The organism is Neorhizobium sp. BT27B (genome assembly GCF_050455485.1).
GTDB lineage: Bacteria > Pseudomonadota > Alphaproteobacteria > Rhizobiales > Rhizobiaceae > Neorhizobium.
The window spans coordinates 391343-405957 of record NZ_JBCIYT010000005.1 but is presented as its reverse complement, the minus strand read 5'-3'; the positions used below and the strand labels follow the sequence as shown (position 1 = coordinate 405957).

The window sequence follows — 14615 nt, the reverse complement described above, 5'->3', positions numbered from 1 at the left end:
GTAAAAAGCCGCTGACAGCGCCGAAGAAGCCTGTCACACGCAATCGATATACGACCCGTGGCTGGGAACAATTGTACTGTGGGTTGGCCTTACCTATCCCTAGAGACAGGTATTGGTCCGCAAAAGACCCGGATAGCGAAGGAGTAAAGTACTTACGAGGAGCCGATTGTCCGGCATCCTCCGTGAGCCTTCGCATCACCTAATGGAAGCTCAGGCATTGGGGAAAGGGGAGAGATCGTCCGGGAGGAGTTGATTGGAAAATGACCAAAACGCCTCGTGCGGTGCCCTGGATAGTGTGGGCTTTGCTATGTGGCGATCGGCAGTCGATATGACGAGATCTTCTGAACTATCCTTCCCTTCCTCGGCCGCAAGCCTAAGAGCAACGCTTTCCAACAGAAGGGCGAACGACTGTTCGTCCGTGCCGTCCGCGGCGTTGACACGCGCTATCAATTCGTCCGTGATGGCTTCGCGCATTGACAGATCATTGTACATCATATTGCTCCGGTTTTCTGCGGACGCTGTGGACAGCGACCGCAGCACAGTGTGTACGTCGCTTGTCGATGCCAAACATCTCGGATCGAAGGGCCGTCAACACCCATCCCAGGCAGAATGGGGGGTGGGCCCGTTTTGCGTCATGCTGAAACTAACGTCAGGGCAAAGCGAACGCTGCGTTCGCCGTCGACGAACAAGCATTCGACATCACCGATGACCGAATTGCGCCTGCCTCAATCTAGTTGAGGCACTCAGTTCTTTTATGTCAGCACGATATCCGAAAGTTCGATCGAGACGACGAGAGGCTCCGGCAGTGACCGTCCGTCCGCCTGTCTCGGGTAAATGCGGCGGCTTGTAGGGATTTTGATGCCTTGGACATCTATGTATCCGCTGATGTAGTGTGCTCCGGGGGTCCCGCCGGCTATTTCAACGTCGTAGTCGTGGCGCTTGAGCAGTCCGGCATCGTCGAAATAAATCGTCTGCACCGCGCTATGGCTGAGGATGTCCGCTGGGAAGGTAATCTTTAGCCTATGCCAGGTTTCACCATTCTCCGACCAATCCGGCAGTTCCTCGGCTTCGACGCCCTCATGGGCGAGCAAGAACGGCATGTTTAGGTAAGTCCACATGGCGCAGCCGGCGAAGTACGCAAGCTGAAGCTCGTTCCACGGCGTCTCCAGAGTATGCCCGGCAAACGTCGAGCGTGGGTCCAGCAGCTCTTCGAGGACTTCGCCGTCGGCGTTACTCAGCGCGACCCTGCCCGGTTCGAAACTCGAGAGCATAGCCTCCGGGCCGAACGGCGAGTGCGACGCCCACTCTCTCCTAAGGTCGACGGTCACGGTTGTCACTGACAGCGTCGTGGGGTGTCCTTTTAGTGTCCACAAAGCTCCTCCTTGGTTGAGGCGAGCTCTGAGAGAAGAAAATTTCCTCCATTGTTGAAGGCCGCCGTGGGCGTCGATGATCTTGCTTACGAGCGCGTTCATTTTGTGATCCTTCGAGTTGCGGGGTTTAGAGTTCGAGAAAAGTTTTCACGTGCGTGACGAAAGTTTCCGGCTGCTGGAAAAGCGCGCCGTGGCCAGAGTCCGGATAGAGGATGAGCGTTGCATTCGGCATGTGCTTGAACATCGTGTAAGCGTTGTCGGAGGGGAACATGGTGTCGTCGCTGCCATGCACGATGAGGGTGGCGGTTGGTATAGACTTCAGCGATAAATGATCGGGGTCCGGGCGGGCACACCAGTCGATGATCGCCATTGCCTGTGGGCCGCTCACGGATTCGCCTCTCTCCGGAGCCCGATCGCGTGAGCGGACGAGCGTCCTTTCGATGAAAGCCCTGCCTGCTGCCTGGCTCATTGCGGACGGTGTGAAGAACAGCGGAAGGCGTACGTCGGCAGACTTTTGCGCAAATGCTTCCTCGACGACTTTGAGGAGATGCTCCTCGCCTCCGTTCGGTGCGCTCCCGGCGACGACCATCCGTCCGATAGCAACCCGCCTGCGCGCCGCCATTACCTGGGCGAGGAAACCTCCGAGTGAGAAGGCGAGGAGATCCACCTCCCCGAGGTCCAGGGCCGATATGAAACCTTCCGCGTAACCCGCCATTTCCTCTACGCTGTCCGGCGTCGCTCCGCCGGACGAACCGACGCCGGCGTTGTCGAAAACGAAGACCTCGCTGACCTCGGCAAGAGCGTTCACGACGGCTGGATCCCAGGTGTCCATCGTCCCCGTGAAATGCTGCAAAAGTACGAGCTTCCGTGCGAACCGATGTCCGATCCGGCGATAGGCGAGCTGCACGCCGCGCACTTCGACATATTCGGTAACTGCTGTTTCGAGCGTGGCGGTCATGACAAATCCTCGGTGGTTTTCGAAGTCTGCGGCCGGACAGGTAGTCGGGTCCGGTCGGGTGACGAACGTCTAATGACAGGGGCTTGCGATCCGGCGCTACTGCGCAACTCTGATCGCGCTGATGAGGCTAAAGCTGAATTATGGGGCGGACTTGCCGTACATCCTGCCGGAGAGCAGAAGCCAGACCGTCATGACCGCCAGTCCGAGAACGAGCACGTTCGCAAGAATGAACGTGACGGGAGCGACCACGGAAATGGCTGCGTTGTCCCCATGACCGAGAAGACGTAAAGGAGCTGTAGCGATAGATGTCGCGCCGAAGCTGAATGCCCAGAACCCCATTACTGCCCCGGCTTCGCGCAGCCACTGAGAAAGACGCAAGAGCACGACTAGCTGTAATATCCCGTAGCCGATCAATGCATGCACGAATACGTCGGGCGTGCCACCGCTCACGGAGATGTAGGCAACGGCTCCTACCGGAGCCGGCGCCAGTTGCACGCCAAGCGTCGGACGGAGCGCTGGCGGCGTCATGGGGCCTATAAGCAGGCGATGGAGAAGAATTGACTCGATCGCAAGCCAGGAGAAAATCCCCGCTCCGAATGCCAGTTGTCCCCAGTCTCGATATCCGAGGGACGCGGCAACCATCGCGGTAACGAAACTGCCCGCTACGGTCGGTAGGTAAAGAACGGCCGTCGTGGTCGCATGGTCGCGCTCGCCGCGCCAAAGGCCGCCCGTGCGCCACACGGCAAAGCAGGCGGTGAAGGTAAAGCCGATGCCGAAAAGTGTGAAAGCGGCGGCGTAGGAATACGGCTCCGCCGCGCTCGCGATCAGCATTGTCGCAACCCCGATCAGGCCGACGAAGCAGCATTGAACCGGATGATTGATCTCCGCCACCAGCCTGTCCGGCGCGAGCAACGCCTTGGCTGCGAACAGGAGGACCAAGACGGCCCAAACAAGGGCAGCCAATGACAGAATCCACTCCGAAAACCCATTGCCGATACCCCAGGTCTGCTCGGCGGCTCTCCAGGCGTTACCAAGTCCGCCGAGACCTAACACCATGCCGAAATACGCGGCCGGGGTTTTGGAGGCCAAATGCGAGATCCGCCCGATGCGAAGCTGTTGATTGGCGGGGCCGAACCCGGTCGTGTCGATTGCCATTTCACACCTATGAACTTTTTAGGTAGCTTTCGGCTCGCTGTCGCAACTGCCAGCCGGATGCCACATGATCAGCGAACGCTGCTTTCGAGTTCTTGGAATTCATCGTCGGAAAGCCGGATGCGCGCAGCCGCCACGTTTTGCTCCAGATGGCTGACTTTTGACGTGCCGGGGATCGGCAGCATGACCGGGCTCCGCGTGAGCATCCATGCCAGGGCGATCTGACCTGGTGTGGCGGCGTGGCGTTTTGCGAGCGAATCCAGTACTCCACCCGGACGCGCGAGGTCGCCCGCAGCCAGCGGGAACCAAGGAATGAACCCGATACCGTTGCGTTCGCAATAATCGAGCACGTCCTCGCTTCCTCGGTCCACGAGGTTGTAGCGGTTCTGAACGGTGGCGAGCTTGAAGTGCCGGGATGCGGCCTCGATCTCCTCGATGGAGACCTCACTGAGACCCGCATTTGCGATCACGCCTTCATCGAGGAGCTGACGGATCGCCGCGAACTGGTCTTGCATGGGGACGCGCGGATCGATCCTGTGTAGCTGCCAAAGGCCTATCTGATCCACGCCGAGCCTTTTAAGGCTGCCCTTCGCGCGCTCGATAAGGTACTCGGGGCGACCGTGCGGCATCCATTGGTCTGGACCGGGGCGGCGCAGTCCAGCCTTGGTGGCGACGAGGATATCGCTACGACCCGCCAAAGCCTCGCCGATGAGCTCTTCGGCGACATCTGGGCCGTAAGAGTCCGCGGTGTCGATAAAGTTTACTCCCAGCTCCGTCGCTCTTCGAACAGTCGCAAGTGCCTCGTTCCTGTCCGTCGGGGGACCCCAGATCCCACGACCGGTAAGACGCATCGAGCCAAAACCCAGCCTGTTCACAACGAAATTGCCGATTTTAAACGTCCCGGAGAAGCTTGCTACTGCTGTGTTGTCGTCCATCTAGATATCCCAGGTTCAGCGTTCACTTCGTGCACGCCTGTTTTTTCGACGACTTAGGGCCGCCACGAATTCCAGTGTGTAGGGAGACTACGGTCGACCGCGCGGACGTTATTGTAACATCGTGCACAAGGCTGTTTTTTTGGGCACCTCTATACCTAGAGCTAGGTGGACCTGTCGTTTCTGTTCGTTAGGATAGCGACCATGGTCTTCCGGTAACAACCTGATAGGCCGCAATTCAGGCTGGTGAAACAATGCGTGCCGCATCACATTCCGAAGGCCCTCGGGGCTTTCATAATAAAGGCCCTTGGAGCCATATGAATTGCTGACCATTGCAATAGTTGAAGACGACGACGGGATCAGGCTTGCCTATTCGGATCTCATGTCGTCCTACGGCTACGAGGTGAGGACTTTCGGCTCTGCCGAAGATTTCATCGCTTCGGCCTGCCAGGACCTCGTCGAATGCCTTGTTCTCGACCAGCAGCTACCGGGGTTAAGCGGCCTCGAGCTGCAGGCACGGCTGAAGCGAATTCAGTGTACCCTGCCTATTATATTCGTGACCTCCCACGATGACCCCGTCACCCGGGCCAAGGCATTTGAAAACGGAGCGGTGCATTTCCTGAACAAACCGATCGACGCCGATGAGCTCGTACGTTGTGTGGCCGACGTCCTTCGCAGAGGGCGCTGAAACCTACCGGGGATTGAACAGCTTTTTTGAGCTGGCTAGAAGCGCCATGGAGGCGCGCGAAGAATGGATGACAGCTTTTCGGCACTCTTCCATCATTACTTCTGCGACCTCGCAATAGCTTTGACGCGATTGTTGCGGCGCGCATGCAGGAAGCGGGTGACTAAGCCGACGATATGCACCCGTTGGGTAGCATTCGTGAATAGGAACGCCCGGTCATACTTCGATCGCGGTCGGCGCCACGAGCACCACTTCTCTTAACTTTCGAATGCGGCTACCGTTAAGCATGGCACCAAATCGAATCTCTCTGCGCAAGTTCATCCGTTTCCAACTCGAACAAATGGGGGCGGGAAACGAGGCTCATCGCTTCGAAGAGCTCGCCTTCGAGCTCGCGCGCGCAAGGGTCGCCGCCAACGTCGTAAGGGCAACCGGTCCAGTGCAATCGGGTGGCGACCAGGGCCGCGATTTTGAGACATTCCAATCCTATCTCGGCAGGTCGGCGATAGCGGGCAGTGCATTCGTCGCCAATGCCTCGGGCAGCACCATCGCGTTCGCCTGCACCCTCAATAAACGCATAGATGCTAAGATCCGCTCAGACCTAAGCACCATCTTCGGCAGCGGCACGCGCCCCCATAGCGTCTCTTACTTCTGCGTCCCCGACGTGCCGGTTGCCCTGCGGCACAAGCTCCAGGCCCATTGTCGAGACGCGTACGAGGCCAATCTAGAGCTATTCGACGGTCAGCAGATCTCTGACATGCTCAGCGATGGTGATACGTTCTGGATCGCTGAGCACTATCTCTCTGTCCCGTCCGAGATGTTTCCCCCGGTCACGGTCGACGACGAGTACCAGGATCTGAAGGAGCGTTGGTTCACAGGCGAAGAACGTGGTCCCAGCAATCTTGCCGAATTTCTCGAGATCAAGCGCGGACTTCGGCGCGCCACGTTCGAAGAAGCAGCTAAGCCCGACCTCGCGGGCTGGATGCGCCTGATGGCGCTCGTCAAGCAGATCCCGGAACTTGAGCGGAAGGCTACTTACGAACTCGCCGTGGCTTCGCTCCGCGGCCGGGGCGTGCTGGATGCCGAGAGTGGTTCGCTGCCCGCGTATTTCGATTCCCTTCCGATCGAGCCCGAACTCGAAGACGTCGAAGACCTTGCCTGTCTCGCCTCCTACGTGTCGAGCGCATCGGTGTACGGCCACTTACAGAACGCCGGCGACAATGTCGACAAGTGGGTTCAATCTGCTGACAAGGCTATAACGGACGCACTCCTTCGACCGGGTTCCCAGTCACGTCGCTTTCGCCTGCTGCGCGCCCAGGGCCAGAATACCTTCCTTGAATTCTGGCAGCGAGGTTCGAAGGATGCTGGGCTTAGAGGGCTGGCAGTGTGGTCGGAGGCCGCCGACATCGCCGAGCACGATCCAATGAGTGACCCGACCGCGCTGGCAGATCTGTTGCTCCTCCTCGCACCCGTCGTGGGCGGGTGGCCCGAATACCAAGCCCTCACGGACAAGGTCGACGCCCTGGTCTCGAAGCGAGAGGGCTCGGCGGCTGCGGGGGACCTCGCCCGCGATCGCGCGATTGCCTTCGCTGATGCAGGGCATGTGCTGCTCGCTATCGACCAGCTTCAGCGCGCCAAGGAGAATTGGTTCAACGCACAGACGTTGAAAGGGTCTGTCCTCGCAATGCTCTTGCTTTCCAATTGGTACGGACACCTGAACCTTCCGCACGCAGCCAGGTATCACGCGTCGATGGCGCTTTACACTTTGGTGCGTACGAATGACGAGACCATGGGTGAGCTATCTGTGAGGAGCGGGTTTGCGCTTGCTGACACCTTTTATCAAGCCGGCGAGTTCATGAGCTATCTCACTTGCATTGAGAACGTCATCCCGGCCCACGCAAGTTATCGCACAAATCCGGAAGACACTGAGCGGCACGACGACTTTACGAGAGCGATCGCGCATGGCGCCGTCGTCTTGGCCACGGCACCCGTAGTTGCGCCGGAGATCGCTGCGCGCGCCAATCGCATTGTCGATCGATGGGGGATCGACGACGCCTATCTCGCCGCCATGCGAAATGGTGCCTTATCGCCACCCTGGTCTCAAATGTCGCAGCAGGACTTCGTCGCGAAGCTCCGCAGCGAATTGGGACAGGATATCGTGAACGACGTCAGGGATCCGGTCAGGATCACGTGGTCGGCCTTGGGTATCCAGTGGACAATCGTGGGGCCGAAGCGACTGAGAAATCGTGCCGATGCGCTGGCGGCGATGCTGCAGATCGCCCAAGCCGATCTTGGCGGTCTCGACCTGGTCGTCATTCCTTCCGCGGTTGAAGTCCGACTGGAAAAAGGGGGGAGCAGGTGGGACAGCCGCCAGGAGCCGGACAATGGAAAGCTCCTTTGGACGCTCTTCTTGCCCGAACACGACGGTCGACTGACGGACGATACGCGCGTGGAGGACGAGGCCCAATTCGGGCTCGCCTTCATCATGCAGGCGCTCAGACAGGTTTCGGCCCTACCTCACGACGACCTCCTGAAGTTGTTCGAAGCACGAATGGAGAGGGGGTTATGGAAAAAGATTTTCTTCGTCCGTCCGCCCGAGCAGCTGATGGAGGAAGCGCGTTCGATGGCAGATTTCGAGCGCGAGGGTGGCCCCCTCGCCATCCAAGGCAGCAGACCAAACTACGCTCCTTTGGCCTCGTCCGAGCTTGGCGGTCCAACGGGCAATGCAATTACGTACTCGGCCGAGAAGGCGACCGAGTTGATTTCCAACCGCTATGGGAAAATGGGTGCCTTCGCTGCGCGGGTCATCCCCGGTCTCATGTCCGACACCAGAACGAGGAAAATTCTTAAGGAGCAGCACGATCTGGGGGTCAAGGACTGGGAGCTTGTCCTTGTATTGTTCAACATCGCTCTCAATCGCTCTGTTCGGGTGGATCCACGTGGGATGTCGGCCGCTGCATACGCAGATTATAAGAAGCGGCTGGCGACGATACCCGAAAAGCTCCTCGCCGGAACGGGTGTAGTACCTTTTGAAAACGAATGGCTCAACGCTGGCGAGCTTCCAATGCAAATGCAGGCCACGCTCGGACCCGTCGCCCAAAGCTGGGGTCTGAGCGTCCTGCGGCAGACGCCGGACTTCGATGCCCTAAAGAAATTGCTCGTCGATCGTTTCCGCCACCGCGAAGACGACGTGGCGCATTACGACTGGTTTGGATGGAACGACATTCAGGGATGAAGGTCGCTTGGCTACAGTCGACCATTGTGTTTGCCGCTCCAAGAACTGCTGAGGATAATCGACTTTCGTTGGGTGGCGCACGTCGAAAGTGTCTGCTGTCTACCAGGTGGCACTAAAAGTGGGCGGACGGGTTGCGGCCCAACTGCAGCCCTCAACTTCGGGGCAGTTAGTGCCTTCTTTTGATGCATTGTGGCGGTGAATTCGAAAGCGGCAGACTTCGATCCGGCCGACCGAGCTGAGGTCAATGTACTAGGAGAACACCGCGCGCGAATTAGCGTTCACGCGACGGCCTATTCGGGAGCAGCTTTAACCGGCGGGTTGACGCATCGGCTTCAGAGCGACGGACCATTTGTGCAACTCAGTCATGAGCGTACCGAGTCCGGAAGCAATTTGCTCGCTCGGACTGAAGACGCCGTCGTCGCCCTGGTATTGGCTGTAAAAAGGAACGGGCACCGGCTGATTGATCGCCATCACATTGAGGTTGCCCAGCAGTTGCCTGAGTTCCTGAGCGCCGCGAAGCCCGCCCGAGACACCGCCGTAGCAAACGATGGCCGCGGGTTTGTACGTCCATTCGTGGAACAGGCATTGGATGGCGTTCACGAGCGATCCGGGGACGAAGTAGTCGTATTCCGGCGATACGAAGAGAAACGCGTCCGCCGCGTCAACGCTGCTGCTCCAACGCTTCGTGGGTTCGTTTTCGTACTTTCGCATTGCCGGGTGCGCTGGTTCATCCAACAGCGGGAGGGCGAAGTCCGCGAGATCAACTAGCTCGACGTCGAACCTGCTGTCCGCAACGGCGGCGTCGTAGACCCAGTCGGCGACAGCCGGGCCGCTACGTCCAGGTCGGGTGGTAGCGATTATGATATTCAACTTGAGTTTCATGGTGTTCGTATTCCTCGTTCGACGAGCTGCAGGCAGCTCGGGTTGGTTGCGACTGTTGCGAGTCTTCTTTCGTCGGGGACTGCCCGAGCAGTTCGAACGGGCTTTCGTCCACGTTTGTAAAACGGCGATGCCGGAGTTCGGATTCCACGCTACAGATGATCGAGAAATCCGATGTCGACGTTCTCGATATCGACGGATTTGCTTACGGCGGTCCACTCATCGAGGGAGCGTTGCCGCTCGCCTTCGGCTTTCGCATACACAGCGAGAGCGTCACTCCCCAGCAAAAGATGAGCCGGGAGATTTCGACGCTTCGACAGTCCGACGACGACTTCCGCGACTTTGCCCGGATCGCCGATTTCGTTCCCGAAATACTCCTGTAGGTGGGTGAGCATCGCGCCTACCGATGCCCGGTATTCCTCGAGTAAATCTGTCCGCTGCTCGCTTGCTATAGCGCTCCAGTCAGTGCGCATGCCGCCGGGCTCGACGGCGACTATCTCGATGCCGAACCCCGCGGTCTCCTTGGCAAGCACTTCGGTGAGGCCGCCTACGGCCCATTTCGCCGACTGATAGGCGCTCAGGCCGGGAGCGCTCGTGCGGCCTCCGACGGACGAAATGTTGATGATGTGCCCGGTCCGCCTCTGACGCATATGCGGCAACGCAGCCCGGATCAGATTGACGACGCCGAAAAAATTGGTTTCCAACTGATCGCGGAACTCTGCCTCGCCCGTTTGTTCGAAAGGAAGGATGTGGCCGTAGCCTGCATTGTTGACCAGGACATCCAGCCGACCGAAAGTGTCGATAGCGAAATCGACGGCCGCATTGGCAGCATTGCCGTCGGTGACATCGAGCGCAAAGGATTTTAGTCGGTTCGGAAATTTCGCCTCTAGGTCCGACAACCTTTCTGGATTGCGGGCAGTTGCGACTATGCTGTCGCCCTCCGCAAGCGCAGCCTCGAGAATCGAGCGTCCGAGGCCGCGCGCGCTCCCTGTTATCAGCCATACTTTCGACATGCGAATACATCTCCGGGTTACGGTGCAGCCGTTGGGATCTTCGTTGCGGCTCGCTTAGCGGTACTGGCGGAGAAGTAGCCGCGTTGTCTCGCTGGCGAGCAACGTCAGTTTCAGCTGCAAGCCCGCATTTGCTTTTCCTGTGTCGGAATACCGCTGAGCGACGATAGCTTCTTGTAAGATTTCGCACTTGGTTCGAACTGACGGCCCTTATTCGTGTCGCGCTTCCGGGGCGCTGATGACTGCTCAGATTTACAATAGCTTCCGGCGAGAGGTGGTTACGCAGGGAAAGTCAAACATCGGCTCAAAGAGGACAACGCCATGTCTAACAATCTAGTACCCAAGCTCTCCCGGCGGGGCTTTTGCCTGTGCTGTGTCGGTGTCGCGTCTATCGGCGTCGCCGGGGGCTGGCTCTCTCCGCGCGAGGCTTACGCCGAAGCACATCAGCTCGTGCACATGATCCGCGATTCAGCGGCGAAGGCAGACATCACGACCCACAAGCTTCGAGGCGGAGTATACGCCCTGGAGGGATCGGGCGGGAACATCGCGGTGTTCGTCGGCGCGAGCGGAAAAGTGATGATCGATGCGGGCATCACCGCGACCCGCCCGAAAATCGCGAAAGCACTGGGAGCGCTCGGGGCGCAACCCGTGACCACGCTCATCAACACCCATTGGCATTTCGACCATGCGGACGGCAACGAATGGGTACATGACGAAGGTGCGACGATCATGGCGCACGCCAATACCAAATCGCGCCTGCTAGAGACGCAGAGAGTCGAAGACTGGGACTATACCTTCCCCCCGTCCGCGCCCGGCGCGATCCCGACGGAGACTTTTTCCTCCGATAAGCAGGTGGTACTCGAGGGCTGCAAGCTTGACCTCGTCTGCTACGAAGCCGCTCACACCGACAGCGATATCGGCGTGCGCTTCGTCGACCAGAATATTCTCCACACGGGGGATACATACTGGAACGGGATCTACCCCTTTATTGACTATTCCACGGGTGGAAGCATCGACGGCAAAATCGCGGCTTGCGAAAAGAGCCTGAAGATGGCCGACGACAAGACGATCGTCATTCCGGGCCACGGCAATCCGGTCAGTAACAAAGCCGAACTCAAAGCTTTCCACGACATGCTGGTCGCCGTGCGCGACAACGTCAGCACCTTGAAGAAGAAGGGGATGTCCGTCGGGGAGGTCGTCGCGGCTAAGCCCACCAAGAAATTCGATGCCAAGTGGGGTCAGTTCGTCATCACTCCGGGGCTCTTCACCGAACTCGTATACGAGGGTGTCTGACCGACACCGGAGGGCGTGCCGTCGAGCACGCTCTCCGGTGGTTTTGTCGAATGACGATCAACGAGAGTACGCACACCTCCAAAACCAAGTCGCCGATCGGGACCCGGATCCAGCCCGGACCGGGCGCGCGAAGGAGCAACTTTCCACGCGGGAAAAGCGGGCTTGCAACCGTCTTTTCCCAGCGGTTCGTCCTGGACACGTTTTGCCAATGGGATTTGCGACCTCTTCGACAACCGCCGTTCGGGCGGAGACGACGGTCTCGAGGTTCTCTCGAAGCGGCATCGGTCCGGTCGGCGGGCAGGGGCTCCACAGACCGGGCTATCGGCTGCTCCCCCCGGTAAATCCGTAGAGGTCCGCATTCGAAAAAGTCGCGGTGAAAGGGCGGGTAAGCACACGGGTGGCCAGCCATCGCTACAGCCAGCCGCTCTTCCTGAAGCGCCAGTAGAGTACTGCACACATTGCTGCGATCACCGCTAGGACAACCTGATAGCCGTACTCGGCTTTCAGCTCCGGCATGTTGCTGAAGTTCATGCCGTAGATTCCGGCGACAGCGGTAGGAACCGCGAGTATCGCGGCCCAGGAAGCGAGCTGTCGGGCGATGGCGCCCTGACGTTGCTGCTCAAGCAAGCTAGACGCCTCGATTACCGAGATCATTATCTCGCGCAAGCCGCCGACCACGCTTTCCACCCGCCGCACGTGGTCGTGGACGTCACCGAAGAAAGGACGCATTTTCACGTCTACGCACGGAAGGTCGAGGTGCGTCAACTTGCCGACGACTTCTCCCATCGGCCCGAGTACCCGCTGGAATTTTATGACTTGCCGTCTCATTCGGAAAATCCGTCTGATCTGCTCGGGGTCGAGGAACGACGCGAGGATATGCTTCTCCAGTTCGAGGACACGATCCTCCATCGTCTCCACCATCGGAAGGTAACCGTCGACGACTAGGTCGACGATACCGTGCAGTACATAGTCCGGCCCGTTTGCGAGGAGTTGAGGGGAGCGCTCGAGTTGTTCTCTGAACTGGCGATCGAAGCGAGACGATCCGTGGTGAACGGAGATCAAATGATTTCTGCCGACGAAAACGCATACCTCGCCATAGGCAATCCTGTCACCTTCCAGGTGGGCCGTCTTGACCACGACGAACAATTGCTCGCCGTAGACGTCGATCTTCGGTACCTGCCTCCCGATAAGAGCGTCTTCTACGGCCAGAGGGTGGAGGCCGAACATTAACTTAAGCGCATCCAGCTCTTCTTCAGAAGGTGATGACAGGCCGATCCATATGAACTCGCCATCGGCGGTGCCTACCGGGTGAAGCTCCAGCTCGATTTCGCGTTCGCGAACGCCGTCGCGGTAAAGATACGAGGCCAGGACGGTCATGGCGTTCCTCTAGGTCCGGATTTCCGCCCGCCGCTTGGAAGTACGGCGATCCCGGGACGGACTTGCAGGCGGGATTTCCCCGATGGAAAGATGCCGGATGGTACGGGAGTGGCGTCGACGTGGTCTTTTACGATCATAGCTTCGTGCGCGCGGCAGATCCGGTTCAGCACTCACGTGCGCGGGGCCGATTCATACAAGACCTCGCTTTTCCGTTGACCGACAACGACGCAGGGGCCGTGAAGAGTATCCGGCCCGTTGTCGAAGACCGCCCCGTCGCGCGCATCGGAGAAGCACACATGTTCGGTTTGACGGCACTCGAACTGGCCCGGATCCAGTTCGGCTTCACGGTGTCCTTCCACATCGTCTTCCCGGCAATCACCATCGGCCTCGCGAGCTACCTGGTCGTTTTGGAGGGCTTGTGGCTGCTTAGGAAGGACGCGGTGTACCGTGACCTCTACCGACACTGGTCGGCTATTTTCGCGGTCAACTTCGCAATGGGTGTCGTCTCCGGTCTGGTAATGGCATACGAGTTCGGCACGAACTGGAGCTTCTTTTCAGCGTTCGCCGGGCCTGTCACGGGTCCACTACTCGCCTATGAAGTGCTGACGGCTTTTTTCCTCGAAGCGGGCTTCCTGGGTGTCGCACTCTTCGGCTGGAACAAGATCGGGCCGGGTCTCCACTTCTTCGCGACGGCTATGGTGGCGCTAGGTACGCTTATCTCGGCGACCTGGATTCTGGCTTCCAATAGTTGGATGCAGACTCCGCAGGGCTTCGAGATTATCGACGGACGGGTGGTCCCGACCGATTGGCTCAAGGTGATTTTCAACCCCTCCTTTCCCTATCGCCTCGCGCACATGACCCTCGCGGCGTTTCTCAGCACGGCGCTTTTCGTCGGAGCGTCCGGCGCGTGGCATCTGCTACGGGGCAACGACAACCCGCGGGTCAGGAAAATGTTCTCCATGGCGATGTGGATGGTGGTGTTCGTCGCACCTATCCAGATCGTCGTCGGTGATGCCCACGGCCTCAACACGCTCTCGCACCAGCCCGCGAAGATCGCCGCGATGGAGGGCCATTGGCGGAACGAGCCCGGAGCCGGAGTGCCACTCATCCTTTTCGGCATTCCCGACATGGCGGCTGAGGAAACAAAATACGCGATCGAAATTCCCCGTCTAGGAAGTCTTGTCCTTACCCATAGCCTCGACGGACAATTCAAGGGACTATTTGAATTCGAGCCCAGAGACAGGCCCAACTCGCTTATACTCTTCTGGTCGTTCCGGATCATGGTCGGCCTCGGCCTGCTGATGCTCCTGCTAGGTCTAGTCGGTCTTTTCGTCAGATGGCGTCAGCGCCTTTTCTCCGATCGCCTCTTCCTTCGCTTTGCCGCTTTAATGGGGCCATCCGGACTGACCGCGTTACTTGCGGGCTGGTACACGACCGAAATCGGTAGGCAGCCATGGGTCGTCTACGGCGTGATGCGAACGGAGGATGCGGTTTCGAACCACTCCGCGCTAGCGCTTTCCACGACGCTCGTCGTCTTCGTGGTCGTCTATTTCACCGTGTTCGGTCTCGGCATCGGATACATGCTGAGGCTGGTCGGCAAAGGCCCTCTCGAGGCAAATAGCCTCGAATTGCATGGCGGGGGCAGCGGAAAAACCATGCGTCCCGCCAGGCCGCTATCGGCCGCCCCCGACGACGTGGATCCCATCTCCGGTTGAAAGGACAGATAA

The 14615-nt window shown here is 58.9% G+C and carries 12 protein-coding genes; 4 read left to right on the top strand and 8 right to left on the bottom strand.

Annotated features, from left to right (window positions below):
• Nucleotides 1–210 precede the first annotated feature (210 nt).
• The 5 genes from AAIH70_RS15965 to AAIH70_RS15945 all read right to left on the bottom strand — a co-directional run bounded on the left by AAIH70_RS15965 (nucleotide 211) and on the right by AAIH70_RS15945 (nucleotide 4415).
• A complete protein-coding gene (locus AAIH70_RS15965) occupies nucleotides 211–492 on the bottom strand; it encodes a hypothetical protein (RefSeq protein ID WP_430034658.1) in 282 nt (93 codons plus the stop codon).
• A 260-nt stretch (nucleotides 493–752) separates the two neighbouring features.
• Nucleotides 753–1472, bottom strand: coding sequence for a hypothetical protein (locus tag AAIH70_RS15960; RefSeq protein ID WP_430034656.1), 720 nt, complete (start codon nucleotides 1470–1472; stop codon nucleotides 753–755).
• Between the two features lie 25 nt (nucleotides 1473–1497).
• Nucleotides 1498–2328 (bottom strand): alpha/beta fold hydrolase, encoded by an 831-nt coding sequence (locus tag AAIH70_RS15955; protein ID WP_430034654.1) that lies wholly within the window; start codon nucleotides 2326–2328, stop codon nucleotides 1498–1500.
• 138 nt (nucleotides 2329–2466) lie between these two features.
• Nucleotides 2467–3483: a dicarboxylate transporter/tellurite-resistance protein TehA gene (tehA, locus tag AAIH70_RS15950; protein WP_430034652.1), complete on the bottom strand. Its 1017-nt coding sequence runs from the start codon at nucleotides 3481–3483 to the stop codon at nucleotides 2467–2469.
• A 68-nt stretch (nucleotides 3484–3551) separates the two neighbouring features.
• On the bottom strand, nucleotides 3552–4415 hold the full coding sequence (locus AAIH70_RS15945) for an aldo/keto reductase (protein ID WP_430034650.1): 864 nt from the start codon (nucleotides 4413–4415) through the stop codon (nucleotides 3552–3554).
• Between the two features lie 319 nt (nucleotides 4416–4734).
• Between AAIH70_RS15945 and AAIH70_RS15940 the strand changes: the two genes are divergently transcribed.
• Both AAIH70_RS15940 and AAIH70_RS15935 read left to right on the top strand, forming a co-directional pair.
• Nucleotides 4735–5100 carry a response regulator transcription factor gene (locus AAIH70_RS15940; RefSeq protein ID WP_430034648.1) on the top strand — a complete coding sequence of 122 codons (366 nt, stop codon included), beginning with the start codon at nucleotides 4735–4737 and terminating at the stop codon, nucleotides 5098–5100.
• A 283-nt stretch (nucleotides 5101–5383) separates the two neighbouring features.
• Nucleotides 5384–8329, top strand: a complete 2946-nt coding sequence (locus AAIH70_RS15935; protein ID WP_430034646.1) for a hypothetical protein — start codon at nucleotides 5384–5386, stop codon at nucleotides 8327–8329.
• Nucleotides 8330–8635: 306 nt separating this feature from the next.
• On the opposite strand, the gene AAIH70_RS15930 is transcribed toward AAIH70_RS15935, so the two are convergent.
• Complete coding sequence (locus tag AAIH70_RS15930; protein ID WP_430034644.1) at nucleotides 8636–9211, bottom strand: NADPH-dependent FMN reductase; 576 nt, start codon at nucleotides 9209–9211, stop codon at nucleotides 8636–8638.
• 149 nt (nucleotides 9212–9360) lie between these two features.
• Complete coding sequence (locus AAIH70_RS15925) at nucleotides 9361–10221, bottom strand: SDR family NAD(P)-dependent oxidoreductase (protein ID WP_430034642.1); 861 nt, start codon at nucleotides 10219–10221, stop codon at nucleotides 9361–9363.
• Nucleotides 10222–10539: 318 nt separating this feature from the next.
• Here AAIH70_RS15925 and AAIH70_RS15920 point away from each other — a divergent pair, with 318 nt between their 5' ends.
• Nucleotides 10540–11511, top strand: coding sequence for an MBL fold metallo-hydrolase (locus AAIH70_RS15920; protein WP_430034640.1), 972 nt, complete (start codon nucleotides 10540–10542; stop codon nucleotides 11509–11511).
• Nucleotides 11512–11922: 411 nt separating this feature from the next.
• On the opposite strand, the gene AAIH70_RS15915 is transcribed toward AAIH70_RS15920, so the two are convergent.
• A complete protein-coding gene (locus AAIH70_RS15915; protein WP_430034638.1) occupies nucleotides 11923–12888 on the bottom strand; it encodes a magnesium and cobalt transport protein CorA in 966 nt (321 codons plus the stop codon).
• A 296-nt stretch (nucleotides 12889–13184) separates the two neighbouring features.
• Here AAIH70_RS15915 and AAIH70_RS15910 point away from each other — a divergent pair, with 296 nt between their 5' ends.
• Nucleotides 13185–14603: a cytochrome ubiquinol oxidase subunit I gene (locus AAIH70_RS15910; RefSeq protein WP_430034922.1), complete on the top strand. Its 1419-nt coding sequence runs from the start codon at nucleotides 13185–13187 to the stop codon at nucleotides 14601–14603.
• Nucleotides 14604–14615 lie beyond the last annotated feature (12 nt).